9 protein-coding genes, 2 pseudogenes and 1 other annotated feature are annotated in these 15,763 nt (G+C 63.4%); of the genes and pseudogenes, 4 read left to right on the top strand and 7 right to left on the bottom strand.

What is annotated here, in order from left to right:
* The 3 genes and pseudogenes from M4D77_RS20595 to M4D77_RS20585 all read right to left on the bottom strand — a co-directional run.
* Positions 1-185, bottom strand: a pseudogene (locus M4D77_RS20595) (hydrolase); the annotation flags it as partial.
* Between the two features lie 110 nt (positions 186-295).
* The gene (locus M4D77_RS20590; protein WP_259937239.1) at positions 296-1,471 is read right to left on the bottom strand and encodes an McrC family protein; all 1,176 of its coding nucleotides are present in this window, start codon (positions 1,469-1,471) and stop codon (positions 296-298) included.
* Positions 1,472-1,479: 8 nt separating this feature from the next.
* Positions 1,480-4,236, bottom strand: a complete 2,757-nt coding sequence (locus M4D77_RS20585; RefSeq protein ID WP_226513327.1) for an McrB family protein — start codon at positions 4,234-4,236, stop codon at positions 1,480-1,482.
* A gap of 175 nt (positions 4,237-4,411) precedes the next feature.
* On the opposite strand from M4D77_RS20585, the gene M4D77_RS20580 reads away from it, so the two are divergent.
* Positions 4,412-6,862, top strand: a complete 2,451-nt coding sequence (locus M4D77_RS20580) for an AAA family ATPase (RefSeq protein WP_259937238.1) — start codon at positions 4,412-4,414, stop codon at positions 6,860-6,862.
* 1,069 nt (positions 6,863-7,931) lie between these two features.
* On the opposite strand, the gene M4D77_RS20575 is transcribed toward M4D77_RS20580, so the two are convergent.
* The 3 genes from M4D77_RS20575 to M4D77_RS20565 form a co-directional block, all read right to left on the bottom strand.
* Positions 7,932-8,660, bottom strand: coding sequence for a T3SS (YopN, CesT) and YbjN peptide-binding chaperone 1 (locus M4D77_RS20575; RefSeq protein WP_259937237.1), 729 nt, complete (start codon positions 8,658-8,660; stop codon positions 7,932-7,934).
* A gap of 60 nt (positions 8,661-8,720) precedes the next feature.
* Entirely contained in the window at positions 8,721-10,196 is a 1,476-nt protein-coding gene (locus tag M4D77_RS20570; protein WP_259937236.1) for an ADP-ribosylglycohydrolase family protein, read from the bottom strand.
* A gap of 93 nt (positions 10,197-10,289) precedes the next feature.
* A complete protein-coding gene (locus M4D77_RS20565; RefSeq protein ID WP_396266606.1) occupies positions 10,290-11,561 on the bottom strand; it encodes a VWA domain-containing protein in 1,272 nt (423 codons plus the stop codon).
* Between the two features lie 396 nt (positions 11,562-11,957).
* On the opposite strand from M4D77_RS20565, the gene M4D77_RS20560 reads away from it, so the two are divergent.
* On the top strand, positions 11,958-12,449 hold the full coding sequence (locus M4D77_RS20560) for a nuclear transport factor 2 family protein (protein WP_259937233.1): 492 nt from the start codon (positions 11,958-11,960) through the stop codon (positions 12,447-12,449).
* 58 nt (positions 12,450-12,507) lie between these two features.
* Here M4D77_RS20560 and M4D77_RS20555 read toward each other — a convergent pair.
* A pseudogene (locus tag M4D77_RS20555) lies at positions 12,508-13,155 on the bottom strand (class I SAM-dependent methyltransferase).
* Between the two features lie 166 nt (positions 13,156-13,321).
* On the opposite strand from M4D77_RS20555, the gene M4D77_RS20550 reads away from it, so the two are divergent.
* A protein-coding gene (locus tag M4D77_RS20550; protein WP_259937232.1) for an IS3 family transposase occupies positions 13,322-14,604 on the top strand; the annotation gives its coding sequence in 2 pieces (ribosomal slippage) (positions 13,322-13,610 and positions 13,610-14,604; 1,284 coding nt in all).
* Positions 13,600-13,728: a sequence feature (AL1L pseudoknot), on the top strand. It overlaps the preceding gene by 129 nt.
* A gap of 345 nt (positions 14,605-14,949) precedes the next feature.
* Positions 14,950-15,763: DNA-binding protein (locus M4D77_RS20545; protein WP_259937230.1), on the top strand; the 814-nt coding region annotated here is incomplete at its 3' end.

Below are 15,763 nucleotides of genomic sequence, written 5' to 3'. Positions count from 1 at the left end.
ACAGAGCCACTCACCTGCGCGAGCGGATGTCCCAGCGTCACGTCGTACTCGATGGCGACGCTGCTCGTCCGCTGGTGTCCGGCCACGCAGTGCAGCAGCACGGTCTTGCCCGGCACGTAACCCGAGAACGGCGTCGGCGTGTCCGCTAGCACGAAGTCGAGGTTCTCTGCCGATGGCGCGATCACCGGCGCGAGTGCATCTAGGCACAATTCGGCAAGCGCCTCTGTGGTTACTGAACGACACTCTGCAGATACTCTCTGTCCCGCCCTGGTCCGAGGGATCGACGATTGCTTCGTCAGCCCTTCACCGCCGCAGCGATACTCGCAGCCAACCGTTGGAGCTCAAGTTCTACGTGCTCGGGAGAGTCGCTCAGATCGAGCGATCTCAGAACCAGCCTCGTACCGACACTCTGTACGATAACCGTCCTGCTAGCGGTGTCATCATTCTCGTGACGACAGTAGATGAGGATCCCCTCCGGAAGCTCCAACGCGGTCGTGTAAGCGAGCAGTTGGTAGTAGTCCCCGCTACGTCCACGTCCGTCCTTGGCGAGCTTGTACTTGATGTCGCCGACGTAGACGTGCTGTCCGTGCGCACTGCGGAACAACAGATCCGGCAGCATAGTCACCTGGCGGCCCGTGCCTAGATGCACGGTGGGCTCGGCTATTACGTCGAGACGACCCCTCATTTCGCGCCGCAATCGTTCGGTGACGAAACTTTGGAACAAATCGTTCATGTCGACCATGAACGATGAGGCGGGTGCTGTTCCGTGGGAATCGGTGAGCGTGAGGTTGGCGAGAATGAGACGCGCGAGCCGCAGTGCGGCCGCGTAATGCTGACTCAGCCGAGTAAGGTGTATCTGGTCGACGTCCTCGGGCGTGACGGCATGGTCCTCGACCGCGTCGAGCGCCACGAGCTGACGCATTAGTCGTTGTCGGTCGGCCGGGTCGACTCGGGCGATACGAAGCGCCCGCTGTACGGCAGCCCGCAACACCCGATTCTCCGGGATGTCTTCCGTGAAGTCGTCGTACGTACACGCGACTTGGGTGAGAACTCCCGCGCGCTTGAACTGCCTGGGCACGTCGAGGCGCCCGCGCAGCGCGACAAGCGTCTCTTCCATCGTCCTATACGACCGCAAGACTCCCCGAGCGAGCGTGGTCTCGAGGGTTCGCGCGAAAAAGGCGATCACCGAGGGGAGTAGATCCGACGACACGTCGTAATCGAAAGCCTCCCGGCGCCAGGCGCTGTGCGGAAGACCCGGCTCCAGAAGAAGAAAGAGGTTCTGAGGGTTGATCTTTGGCCGTATCAGAAGGCGAATACCATCGACGACCAGCGTCCCGACGTGGGACGTTGCCGTGATGCGCCACCGGTCACCGGGCGCGGGTGACACTTCGACGAAGCCGGTCAGTTCGAGGGACTCGGCTTGTGCACGTGTCAGCACAAGCTCGCGCGACTCATACTCCTTGAGGGTCACACGCACGTTCATCCGAGGTCCGGCTCGTCTTCGCCTAGATTCTCGCTGATCGACTCGCCGGCCAGGTCATTGAAACGCTTCCACACTTGGTCGAATCGGAAGTACGTGATCCGTGTGGCGTCGCCGAAGAACTGGTCTTCGATGAACGGCTCAATGTCGTACACCCAGATGCGCTGCAACGCTTCTTTGTCGAGTCCGCGCTTCATGAAGTGGCTGGGCCCGAGTTGGAGATGAGGTCCCCCGAGTTCACGATCGAGCTCATCGTTGACCTGTGCGACCACCTCGCCTACCCACGCCGGTTCGCCTTCACGCTGGAGCCAGCGGCCAAGGAGCCCAGCCATCGGGCCATGGTTCGGGAAGAACGGGATGAAGTGAAATCGTCGCCTCAGGGCAGCGTCGATCAAGGCGATCGACCGGTCGGCGGTGTTCATCGTCCCGATGAACCAGATGTCCTTGGACAGCTCGAACGGATCATCCGGGCGATACAAGGTCCGCACCGGTGTATCCCGGTACTCAAGTAGAAAGAGCAACTCGCCAAGCACTTTTGGTAAATTGGCTCGATTGATCTCGTCAATGATCATGAGATGACGATGTCCCGGTTTATCGTTGGCGCGTGCCGCCAGTTCGGCGAGCGGGCCACGCTGCAGGCGGTAGGTCATGACCCCGTCTACGTCGGTCTCCGGTCGGTACCCCTCGAAGAAGTCCTCGTACGATGTGGACGGGTGGAACTGAACGATGGGTCTTCGGGAAGCTTCGGGGACCAGGGTTTCGGCCAGTTTGCGGGCGAAGTACGTCTTTCCGGTCCCCGGTGGGCCGTAGAACACAACCTGCTTCTTGTCCTCGAGCAGTGCGACGACGTCGTCCAGGAAGGCGCGCTCGACCAGCAACTCTTCCGCAAGGTCGTCGAGCGGATCGACGATCGGTTCGTCGTCGGGCACCTCGTCGTTCTCGGCGTACCAGTAGAGGAAGGCACCCATGCCGAGAGGGTCGCCGGGGAAGTAGCTGTCGAGCCGTGCGCGTAGGGCGTCATTCGAGGCGACTTGAAGCTGTCCCCGTCCGGCTTCGTCCGGGGTGTCGAGACCCAGCAGCTTAAGCATTCGCAACTTGCCCTTGGGGCCGGTGTACGGGTACACGGTGATGAACTGCTCGGGATGAGTGATGGCGAGCATCTTCATCATGACCGACTCGCCGAATCCCTTGACGCGGAGCTCGTCGTCCTCCAAGGCCCGGTTGATCCGTGTGGCCGGCGGTTCGTCGCCCCAGCACACGTAGGTGAAGGTATCGATGATGCGCTGATACTCGGCATCGTCCGCGTCACGGACACTTTTGTTGAGGATCGACATTGGACCGGTACCACCGTAGCGTTGCGTATTCCAAATCGGCCGCAGGTCCGCGCGATCGACAATCGACAGCTCCTCGGGGTCAAGCAACTTGGCGAAGTCACGGCGATCGGCTCTGTCTTGGTCGTGACCCGGCGTCGGGTATCCGGTCGTGGACTTGAACTCGGCGACCACGGCGGCCAAGGCGTCGTCCTCCTCGTTCTGCGTCATGTTTTCGCCGTTGAGTTCCGACATGATCGGCGCGACGTCGCGGGCTGTCTGGAGAACCTCGGATCGTAGGTCCAGCGCTGGGAACGTGGACCGGTCGAACCAGCGCGCATAGATCACTTCGCCCGTGCCGCCGCCGGTGAACCCGGCGTTCCGGCCCACGCGCGACCTCCCTGCGAGAAGCTCGTATCCGGCAAGAGGATGACTCTCGGCTAGTTCGACGGCGCGTTCGGCCGCTCCGGTTTCGGCGTCGGGAAACGGGCGCAGCCCGATGGCGAGTCCTTTCGCATTGAGCCACACGCGGACCGACAACCCGTAAGTGCCCGGTACCCGCCAATCCGTCCAGAGATCGCCCCGGGGCCAGTCCGCATCCCACATCACGCCGGGGGTGCGCGTCTTGAGAGTTCGTCCGGCTGCCTCCGACACTGACGTCTCCAGGGTTGTACCGAAGTGTTTTGCGACCGAAACCAGGGCAGCGGCGTTGGCGCGGTACGACTCCGGAGCATCGCCCCGATCCTTCGCGCCTTCGCGGAGGGCTGCACGGTCGCACAGAACGTCGTCCAGAAGGACTGGGCGCTCGTCCGCCCACCACGCGGCAACCTGTTCGAAACGTCGTGGATCACCGTCAATCTCGGTTGCGCAACGGTAGAGTTCCGCATATCTCTCGCCTTGGTCGTTGAACTCGGCGTTCCCGGTGAGGTAGTTCATGTACTCGGCCGACTTCGGCCACGCCGCGGGCCACGTCTGCGGGTTATCGAGGGCCCAGTAGTAGGAGGCAACAAACGGAGCACGCTTGGGGCTCGGGTGTGCGCCGACTCGAATCTCTTGGAGATGATCGGCAAGCAGGCGGATCTTGCGAACGGCATCATCGAGGTCCTGAGGTGGAGACAGTACGTCGACTAGGACGCTGACGGCAGCGTCCGGATCAGGCGACATCTTGTTGATCTGGTTGATGATCATCTGTCCGCCGGTGCCGCCGTATCCAGAATCGAAGCTGCGCACCCAGCGGTCCGTCTCGGCTTGGAACGAGCTCAAATCTCTGGTTCGGCCGAGCGTGTTGAGAAGCTGTCGAGCATCGGCCGCGTGAGGGGTGAGCCGCTCCTCTCGCCACGACACGCGAGTGCTGTCGTTCACTGCGTTGAATCGGGCGATGTGTGCCCTGTGCCATCGCCGCCGAAATTCCAACTCGCGGACGCCTATGTCGTCACGGTCGGTCATTGCTGCCTCCTAGCCCCGTCGAGCGTAGCGATCGCGGACAGGTCGGGATTGGTTCTTGGTGTCGCGGCCAAGGATCATGCACGAGTCGGAGTAGATCACAGCGTGATGACAACAGCGGCAAGTCTGTCTCTACGGTGTGGCAAGGTCGGCGATAGTTCCGTCGAGGGGGAGTGTGGTGACCGAGTCAAAGTCGATCCGTGAGGCGTCCCTGCTCGAGACCGTCTGGGAGTTGCTCGACGCCGACGACGAGCTGAGTGACGAAGCCAAGTACGTGGTGATTGCTGCTCTCGACAGCGAGGACGCACTATCGGAGCAGCTTGGCGGTAGGGCAGTGACTCATCAACGGCCCAACTCCACGCCGGAGGCGCAGGAACCTGCCGGTGCGTTTCTGCGCGAGATCCGTGTTGCCGGCTTCCGTGGGATTGGTCCGCAGGCGAGCCTGACGATCACGCCTTACCCCGGCATCACCGTTATCAGCGGACGCAACGGGTCGGGCAAGTCGAGCTTCGCCGAGGCCCTCGAGTATGCGCTCACCGGTGAGAGCTACCGCTGGAAGAACAAGGCCAAACTTTGGGTCGACGCCTGGCGCAATCTGCACCAGGGCGACCCGTGTGAAGTGCGCGTCGACTTCACCACAGAGAACGGACCCAAGACTTCGATCGGCGCGCAGTGGCCCGACGGAGCCGCGCTGAACGACGCCCAGCACTGGTCCCAGCGCGAGGGTGAGAAGCGTCAACACGGCGTCGACGCGCTTGGCTGGTCCACGGCGATCGAGATCTACCGCCCGATTCTGAGCTACGACGAGATCGGCGGCCTGCTCGAGCAAGAGCCGTCGAAGCTCTACGACGCGCTGGACAAGTTGCTCGCCCTCGACGAGGTGCAGGACGCAGAGAATCGGTTGAACGCGGAGCACGCGGAACGTCGGCGCCCGCGCAAGACCGCACGAGACTCACTAGTTGCGCTCAAGAAGCTGCTCGCCGATGCCGACGACGAACGCGCCGCCGCGCTGGCAAAACTCGTGCGCTCACGGACTCCCGACCTGGATGCGATCGCCAGCCTGGTAGCCGGCACTGACTCGCGCGAACATACGACAGCCGCTGCCCTCGACTCGATCGCAGGAATCGACCTACCAGACCTCGATTTCGCTGCGATGATCGCTACCGAACTTCGCGATGCTCTGAGCAACTCACGAACCCTGGCCGACAGTGCGATGCGGACCGCCGAGCAGCGGTCTAATCTGCTCCGGCGAGCCCTGGAGTACCGGAACGCGCACGACACCGACGCTCCGGCCTGCCCGGTGTGCGGCGAGGGTGCGCTGACCGTCGACTGGGAAACTCACGCCCGAGAGGCCATCGCCGCCGACGACACACAGCTGGCGATGTATCGGGAAGCGCGGCGGAACGTGGACCAGCTGGAGCGGTCAGCGCGCCAACTGTTCGAGTCACTTCGAGATGTATCGCCGGTTGCCGATGTTGAGTTGCCTAGCCTGGCGACTTACCGCGAGGCGTTCGCTACAGCCTCGGCGGTACCCGCTGGCGTCGATGACCTGCCAAGTCACATCGAGGCCCAGCTTCCCCCTCTCTCTGAAGCGCTCGCAGCACTCCGGACAGAAGCTGCAAGTGCGGCGGCGGAACTCCAAGACGCATGGGTGCCCATCGCAAAAGACGCGCTGGAATGGCTTGCGTTGGAACGGCTTGCCCGCGAGACCGACGACACGGTGAAAGTGATTGAAGAAGCTCGCAAATGGGTTCAGGAGAACTCGCAAAGCTTCAGGGCGCAGCGGCTCGCACCGATCTCCGAAGGTGCGCGAGCAATCTGGTCGCAGCTGCGACAGGAGAGCGACGTCGAAATCTCGGAGATTGCGCTCGAAGGTAGACGCACACAACGCAAAGCGGTCTTGAAGGGACACGTCGACGGCAAGCCAGTGGGCGCCCTGTCGGTGATGAGTCAGGGCGAACTACACGCCCTCGCGCTCGCACTGTTTCTACCGCGAGCGACGGCCATGGCGAGCCCGTTCCGGTTCATCGTGCTCGACGATCCAATCCAAGCGATGGACCCGGCCAAAATCGACGGCTTTCTGAACGTGTTGACCGACCTCGCCGCCAGCCGGCAGGTCATCGTGTTTTCTCATGACGATCGTCTCGCGACCGCGATTCGCCAGCACTCGATCGATGCACACCTCATCGAGGTCACCCGGGAGTCGGGCTCGCAGCTCGTGGTGAAAAGCGCCGACGAACCTGCGCGTCGCTACGTTGACGACGCCTTCGCGGTCGTCGCCGACGAGAACGTACCCGACGACATCAAGCGGCGAGCGTGTCCCGGTCTGTTCCGGTTTGCCATCGAAGCAGCAGCTCGCCAGGTCTACTTCACACGCAGCAACGTCGACGGTCAGCCGCAGCACGACACGGAAGCGCGATGGGCCGAGGCTAAGAGTGCGACTGCCTGTGTGGCACTTGCCCTGCACGGCGCAACCGATTCAGACCTCTCAGGGTGGAAGTCTCGGCGGCAGCATCGTTCTGCGGCGATGTCCATCGCAACGAAGGGCGTACACAAGGGCGCAACCATCGGCAAAGACGACGTCAGAGATTTGCGCAAGACTATCGACGACATCTTGGACCAGCGGTGACGCCGGCCGAACTCCTCGCCTATGCCCAGCAATTGCTGCGAGGCCTAGGGGACTCGACCTCGGGTAACGCGTCCCGACTCGCTGCGGTGGTGGCGCGCCAAGCACTCGAAGCGACCGTGCTCGAGCGCTGCGGTGTGGTCAATGCTCCCTGCGAGTGGGCGTCGATGCGGTCTAGGCTGGCGATCCTGAAGGCGCTCGATGATCGTGAGACAGCTGATCGACTGGCTTCGCTATGGCATCAACTGAGCGCATGCTGTCACCAGCATGCGTACGAGTTGTCGCCGACAGTCGGTGAAGTGCGCTCTCTGTGTGAGGGTCTGGCGGCGGTAATGCCTGGGTCGTAGCGCGTGCGTCGAGCCACTGCGATGCGGTGCAACCGATTTCGGCTGCGCTGCAATCCAATTGCTGGCAGTCGCAGCGAATCCACGGCAAAGGGGCACCGCTATGGCTGGACGTCGACCACCATTTTCACCGAAGACGGGACGGTCTGTCGTCCTAGTGTGGGAAACTGCTTCCGCCGCACCGGACTCGTATGAGCTGACGTGTCTTCAACTCAGCCCAGGAATCGAGTTGAACGCTTATCGTCGCTCTTGCAGCTTGGTGTCGACTCGCTTGCCCAACATTTTGAGCACGGGGTAACTCGTGAGATCGGACAGCGTCAGCAGTCGCTCCGGGTGCGTGATCCGCGCTAGGTCCTCTTTCGTGGGCTGCGGCACGTCAAGCGCAATCCTCTGGGCGTAGGTGGAATCTATGTCCTCGAAGGACAACCCGCTGTCCTCAGTTGACCACGCTTCGCTGACGAACCAGTTCGCTATAAAGATCCTGGTGCTGGGTATAAGTGTCCACACGGTCGCACGGCTAGCTGCCGTACGCCCAGTGGGTCGTGTGGCGCCGAGCCAACGCAACTCGCCGCCATTGTCTGTCACTTCCCAGAATTGCCACCCGGACGATGCCATACGGCGAGCCTAGCGCTACTGGGACACCAGAGGTGATTGCGTCAGCCTGACGTGGCGCCTCGGCCATGCGGGCGAATTGCGCGCCGACACAACGTCCGGAGCGGCGAGGGATCTCATGATCTCAGCGCGACGTATCGCAGCGCCCCACGCAAATCGGCTGCGGTCTTCTCCCAGCCTTGCGCTTCGTTCAAGCATGCCTCGGCTTCCTCACCGTCGCCCTCCGACGCCGCGTTGTCTGCCCGGTTCCGCCAGTTGATCATCTGCTCTTCGACCGTTCTGATGTACTCGAGGATTTCCTCGGTGTCGTGATGACAGATCCGTGCGACATCCTCGGGTGACAAGGTTTCGTCGCCGTTACTGTCGAGCTGGATCAAGATCTTGACGGGTGTGGGCAACTCGTCGTCATCATCGGAGTTCGGCGAGTCAGCATCCCAGGCGAAACGACCGCCTACGTCGTGCGCGATGTCGGCGCTGTCGCCCATTACTGCTTCGAACTCGGCAAGGCATCGCACAAGATGCGACTCGATCGGCGGGTCCGCATACAAGACTGCGCGGACACGTATCGTATCTCCGACTAGAAAGAACTTGAGCTGCAGGTTGTTTCGGTTGAGGGTCTGGACCACAAACGCCGCGTAGTCGGTCTTGATCACGTCCTCCACGAGGGTCGAGAACAAATGAATCGACCGCTCGTTCTCTACCGCGCGGATGAAGACCAGACCCGTCTCGAACCGGATCGGGAAGTCACCGTCATCGTCGGTAACTGCTTCATGACCGACCACTGGCTCGAGCGCCGCACTTATCCATATCCGCAGATCAGCCGCGGACAATGCTCCTCCGGACATCACAGAACCCCTCTTTCTTGTCTAGCTAGCCGGGCACCAGTGGTGCCCACGTATCCGTCCTCATGGCGGAGGCTCGCCCGCTGACGCCCAGACAACCCCACGTCCGCGTGCACCAGGCATAGCCTCAAGCACCGCAGCACGCACCGTCTCGACCGAGTGTCCGAGCATCACGCCATACTCGACCGCGACACTCGGCGTCCGCTGGTGTCCGGCGACGCAGTGCAGAAGCACCGTCTTGCCCTCGGCGCGTAAGCCACGGACGGCATCGGCCGTGTCAGCGAGGACGAACTCGAGGTTCGGGTTCTCGGCGGGATCACCCGAGTCCATGAGCCGTGACGCGACAAACTCGGTTGCCTTTCCGAAGCATGCCTGGCGCCGTCCGACCCGGCACATCGACACCACCGCGTCAGCGCCATGGTCGACAGTCGCGTGCGTCCCGAGCAGCACACTATCGTCGAACGGGTGGGGGACGGCGTCGGTGAATGCGTGCTCGGAGTACAGGACGTCGTCGACCAGGGGCCAGCCCTTGCCATCCGGCTCACCGTCGCGCACCGCGAGGGTTGCCAGCGCGATCAGGTCGTGCGAATCGCTGGGTCGTCCGTCGCGTTCCGGCCAGCCATGCACCGCGCGACGCCAGAACCAGGGGACCGCACTCGCACCCCATCGAGCGCCGAGCAGACCGCCGGCGATCGCTGCCACCGTGTCTGTGTCGTTGCCGATCCGGGTTGCGGTGTCGAGTGCGCTTTGCAGGTGACGGCATGGCATCGCGTCGGGGATCGGGGTCTGCAAGATGGCCGAAACTGCTGCCTGGAGCGCAGTGACGGTGAACCCATTCGGCGAGAACGACTTCGGAGGCTCCGACGCAGCGGCGTCGAGCCATACCGACCACTGGTCGGCTCGCTCGTCGGGTAGTAGGTCGAGTCCGGCGCGGACGTCGAATCTACCGTCCAGAACCGCCACCCGGATCGCCTCGCACCACAAGACACAGGAATCGCGGGCGAGGAGGTCGGCGTGGGTGAGTCCGGCCACCAGCCGCGCGGCGTCGGCGAGGGCGTCCCGATCGTCGAGGTGCGCGAGCGCGACGGGTGCGGTCCTCATCAACGCACCGTTGCCCGCCGAGTGCGGATGCTGCTCGGCGTAGGAGTTCGCCTCGTCGCGCATGATCGCGCCGGCGCCGACTCCACCGCGGCTGAGCCGCCGCCTTGTCGCGCGGAGAACAGCCCGGGTCTGGATGCCGATGTCGGCGGGTCCGCCGTCGAACCAGCGCAGGAAGTTGTCGGCGATGGCGTCGAGCGCCTCGTCCGTGGTGAGGTCGGTACCGGTCGCCGCGACGTCGGCGATCGCCATCGCCATGGACGTGTCGTCACTCCATTCGCCGGGAGCGAAGTCGCCTAGACCTCCGCCGAGCATCTGGGGTGCCTCGTCACCGCGCAGGACGCGGGACTCGAATTCGTACGGGACGCCGAGCGCGTCACCAGCGGCTGTCCCGAGCAGAACACCTGCGGCGCGGTCGAGTTGGGCGGTGGTGAGGTGCATATCGTTCCTCCTGGTGAAGAGTTCGGTCGCGCTCGACGCGGTGGTTCGTCGGCGTTGAGGGCACAACTTGGGACAGTGTCATCGAGGACGAGCTCAGTCCCGGCGCCGACCACGCTTCCGGTTGGCGAGATGATACGAGTCGCGGGTCGTCTTGGACACGTAATCGGCACCTGTCGTACGGACATCGGCAGCAAGCACGTCGAGCGCGCCAACCTCCCCATCGATGGCCTGGCGGTCCTCGGGTGGGCAGAATGAGGCGGCCTCCGTCAGGCGCGCCCGAGCGACACCGAGCGCGGACTCGCCACCCTCGATGTCACCGCGTTCGAAGGCTTGCGACGCCCGAAGCTTCTCGGCCTGTCCTTCTTGGTAGAGCTTCTCGGACTGCACCTTGGGATCGGGTATCCGATCACCCAGCTCATCGCCCGGCACCACGTTGACCGAGATGGGCAGCGTGACCGTGTGCTCGGTCAGCGTGGCCGTCTCGACGTAGCGCAACTCCAGGTCGGCGACCTGTGTGACCCCGAGCGCGGCGAGCCCGTCGACCTTCATCCGCAGCAGCAGCTTCCGCTGCTCCAGCGCATGCAGGTCACCGAGCTCGATCATCAACTCGCGCTCAGCGGTCTGGTGGACCGGAAGATCGTTGTACAGGGCCAGCTTCTGCACCTGCGGTACGAAACGCACGGTCAGGGTGACGGCCTGAGCCGATTTGGCCAGCAACCCGTCCACCTCACCAGCGATTGCCGCCCCAGCGGCATCCGGGTCGTCGGCGAAGATGTGATTCCCGTTGCCTGCCTTCGCCATCGCGGAGAGCAGCGTCTCGTCGTACCCGCGGCCGTAGCCGAGCGTCGAGGTGACGATGCCGTCAGCGGCGGCTTTCGCGGTGACGCCGGCGAGGGCGTCGACGTCTTGAATGCCTTGATTCACGTGACCATCGCTGACGATGAGCACGGTCCCGCCTCGAATACCTGCCGTGGTGATTCCGCGTCGCAGCTCTTGCAGAGCGCGTAGGTAACCGGATGACATGTCGGTGAGGCCCCCGGCGTCGATGCGAGCAATGGCATCGGTCGCGCGCTGCTTGTCTGTGAGTGGACCGGCGGGGACCACGACGTCGGCCGCGTCGTCGAAGGTGACCAGCCCGAACACATCGGTCGGGTCGAGTTGGGCGACCACGCTCGCGAGCGCTTTCTGTGCGCCGGCGAGTGGGGCGCCGGACATCGACCCGCTCCGGTCGAGCACGACCTGGAACGCTGTGGGTGTTCGGTCCGTGACGGGACCGGCCGGTGCCTGCAGTTCGAGCAGCACGGTCACCTCGTCGGCGGCTTCGTGGGCGACGACCTCGACATCGAGCGCAGCAGAGAGTTTCATCCGTCTTCCTTCCTCCAACCCGCCTCGATCAGGTCGCCATCGGGGCCGTATGCGACGACGCTGCTCGTGGTGCGAGAGAACGACAGCGGTAAGGCATTTGACAGCGAACGTAGATCTGGGGCGAGAACCCCTCATGACTCACTGATGATCGCATCGACCACTGACAATTTCGGTCGGCCTCGGGGATGCGGGATGACGCCGCACTGTTCTGACATCCGCGGGGCCAACGTGCCCCAACTCGCGGTAGCGTCCCGAATCCTCGGGGCGGGCGTTGCCTTCCGCAGACCAGCCCGTTGGTGTCCGCGAATCCGCGTGAGGTTGGTGCGATCGAACATAGGCTGCCCCTGATGCCCGAGCGGACCGCGGGCGGGCCTGTGCAGCGGAGAAGGGATGACGATGACGACTGATTCGGAGCATGATCACGTCGCTGCGATCGAGCGACTCAAGTACCGCTACTGGCGAGCGTCAGATGCCAAAGACGCGGACGCATTTCGCGGCTGCTTCGCCCGCGACGGCGCGCGGATCGACTACGGATCGATGGGCACCTTCGACGATGCCGACGCCCTGACGGACATCTTTCGGAGGGTCGCGCTGCACAAGGTTGATGGCCGGTTCGCCATCCTCGACATGCATCACGGCATGCATCCGGACATCACCCTCACCAGCGAGACGACTGCGACGGGGCGATGGTCGTTGCGTTTCCGTCAGGTGAACCTGCTCGACCGGACCGAGACGGTCATGGTGGGGGAGTACGACGACGAGTACGTCGTCGAAGACGGCGAGTGGACGATCGCCGCATCGAAGCTGACTGAACGCTGGCGGCTGCGGCAGCCACTGTCACCTGACGTCGAGGTCACTGAGGGAACGTTCGGGGCCGCCGGCGGTTGATTCTGTTGTCGCTCACGGCTCTTGACGGTTGGCATTACAGATGCCAAGCAGGTGACCTCTATGCGGGCCGCAAGACCGCTACGAGGAACTCCGACTTGTCGGTGAACGGGCGGACGTCCCAAGACTCTAGGAGCAGGTCCTGAGCGAAGCCGGCGGTGGCTGCGTTCTCGAGGAACTCGTCGAACGCGTAGTCCCGGCCGGCGCCGAAGCCGATCACTGCGCGGCCGTCGTCGCGCAGATGTGCGCGCAGTCGCTCGAGGACGGTGACACGGGTGCTCGGCGCGAGGAACGCCATCACGTTGCCGGCCGAGACGATCAGGTCGAACGGTTCGTCGATGCCGCGGGCGGGGAGATCGAGTTCGGCGAGGTCGTTCACCAGCCATCGCGGGCCTGGATGGTCTTCTTCAGCGGCTTGGACGAGGACCGGGTCGACGTCGACGCCAACTACTTGGTGTCCGACCTCGGCGAGGTACCCGCCCACGCGCCCCGGGCCGCACCCGGCGTCGAGGATGCGGGAACCGCGCGACGCCATCGCGTCGATGAGTCGAGCCTCGCCGACAAGGTCGTTACCCTCGCGCGCGAGATCCCGCAGTGGACCTTCGCCGCGGAGATGAAGGCGAGGGCGGCCGGCGAGGAGAGCCCGGAGAGCCCGGGAGCGTTCGACCTACCAGCTCGAGTGGTTGGGATCCTCGGCGACCTTCTGCATGGACGTACGGCAGTACCCGGCACAGGACGTGGGATCGTCGACAACCTGCGTGCCGTGAGCGGGGCGGATAGCACGCAGCGGCACAGAGCGATCAGGCTGACGGTAGTCGAGGGATGAACCGCCCCGGGTTTGTCGGAGGCTCTCGAATCTGTGAAGGATGGGGAGCATGGCAGCACCACGGAAGTACAGCGTTGAGCTGAAGGAGCGGGCGACGCGGATGGCGGTGGAGGCCCGTAAGGACCCGGCCACGAGGCCTGGAGCGCTTAAACGGATCGGCGATCAACTCGGTGTGCATCCTGAGGCGCTGCGCACCTGGGTCAAGCAGGCCGAGATCGATGGCGGCGTTCGCCCGGGTATCACGACCAGCGAGGCTGAGCGGATCGCGCAGCTGGAGCGGGAGAACCGTGAGCTGCGGCGGGCGAACACGATCTTGAAGCAGGCGTCGGCTTTCTTTGCGGCGGAGATCGACCGCCCACAGCGCTGATCGTGGAGTTCGTCGCCGCTTTTCGGGGCGAACACGGAGTCGATCCGATCTGCGCGGCCTTACATGAGACAGCCGCCCAGATCGCTCCGTCCACGGTGCGAGCCCATCTGAGTTCTCGACGAGTCGAGGCACCACGGGTGGTTCGTGACCGCGAGGTGCTCGGTGAGATCCGCACTGTGCATGCCGACAACCTCGGCGTCTACGGTGCCCGCAAAGTTCATGCCGAACTACGCAGAAAGGGCGTCCGCGTGGCCCGGTGCACTGTCGAACGGTTGATGAAAGTTGATGGGCTGCAGGGGATAACGAGGTTGAAGACGCGCAGGACCACGCGCAGCGAGGGGGCCGAGACTCCGCGACCGGCAGATCGTGTGGAACGGCAGTTCACCGCGGCAGCACCCAACGCGCTGTGGGTGGCCGACCTGACCTATATCCGCACCCACTCGGGGTGGGTGTATGCCGCGTTCATCCTCGATGTGTTCTCGAGGATGGTCGTGGGCTGGCAGGTCTCGACCACCATGCGCACCGACCTCGCGCTCGACGCCCTGGATATGGGGTTGTGGGCGCGTTCGCGGGCCGGCCAGGACGTGGCGGGGCTGATTCACCACTCCGACCGCGGCGCCCAGTATCGAGCCATCCGCTACACCGAACGCCTCGCCGAAGCCGATGCGGTGACTTCTGTTGGCTCTAAGGGTGATTCGTATGACAATGCGATGGCCGAAGCGTTCAACTCGTTGTTCAAGGCCGAATGCATCCGCAACCCCGTCATGCGTCCTCGAGGTGGCTGGGGTGGTGTCGGCGAAGTCGAGATCGCCGTCGCCGAGTACATCGATTGGTTCAATCACCGCCGTTTGCACGGCGAGATCGGACACGTCCCGCCCGCCGAGTACGAGGCCGCCTACTGGTCGGCCCACACGGTCACCAGCTACCGTGAGAACCCGGTCCCGGCATCCGCTGGAACCAACTAACCGAGCCTCCAGCAAACCCGGGGCGCTTCAGGAACTGGCGGTTCTCGAGAACAGGTCGGCACCCTCCGAGCGTGGCGGACGATTCCGGCCGCCAGGCCACCGGCCAACGCGAGCGGATCGGCATGACGCTCCTGTAGGCATGTGGCCTTCGGTCCGATGGGACGGCGCTGGTCGAATTGACGCCCTCTCCGTCGTACGACAGTCGTAATGGTTTGTGCACACAACTTTGAGTTGTACGAAGCACTTGCTTAGTCGTTCGTACTCCTTGGCCGCCGGCCTGCGCCGTCGTCGTAGAATGCCGGGCGAGATGTCACGTTCTTGGAATTTCACGTCTAGCATGAATTTGTGACGACAGATATCAAGATTTTGACTGTCGATGGTTCAGTCGCAAAGCCGCTAGCCAGCGGATCGCTCGCTGCGTCCGGCTTTCTTGAGACGGTCCATCTCGAGCAGTGGGTGGTTGACAACCCCGCAGTACTTGGCGCTGGCGTAATGGTCGTCGCGCGCCAGTACTCGAAATGGTCTTCATCTGAGGGAGACCTTGGACGGGAACGCCTCGATGTTCTGGCGTTAGACACGTCCGGCCAGTTGATCGTCGTCGAGCTGAAACGGGGGAACGACGCCCGAATCCACTTACAGGCAGTGACGTATGCCGCCTTGGTCGCGGGCTTCGACAAGCTGACACTGGCCGAGGCGCACGCTGAGTACCTGGCGACTTTGGGAACACCGTGCACCAAGGACGAGGCACTCCTTCGTCTAGAAGAGCATGTCATTGATGACTGGAACGACGACATCCTAAAACTACCCAGGATTGTTCTAATCGCAGAAAGTTACGCCGCACAGACGTTGACGACTGTTGCGTGGCTGTCGGACATTGCACCTAAGTTGACTATCGAAATGCACACTGTGAACGTCTTTCACGACACGAGAGATGGACAAGAGTCGTCGTCCTGCGTGGTATTTCGACGACAGTACCCACCCGATGACCCGTCCGCCCGTGTTCTCACACCTGGTCTCACAAGCATTGAGTCGGCGGCTACACGCATTGCAGAACGACAGCGAGCCGCTCGTTCGACCTATCTCCTCTACGACAACACCGCTATTCCGGAGGGCTCGACAGTTGAACTTAACCTTCGCGGCGCGGTCGCGCAGGAGCTAG

This window comes from Gordonia sp. p3-SID1431 (genome assembly GCF_025143765.1).
Taxonomy (GTDB): Bacteria; Actinomycetota; Actinomycetes; order Mycobacteriales; family Mycobacteriaceae; genus Gordonia; species Gordonia hongkongensis.
Note: the sequence above shows the minus strand (reverse complement) of the source record. Positions and strands in the feature narration are given on the sequence as shown.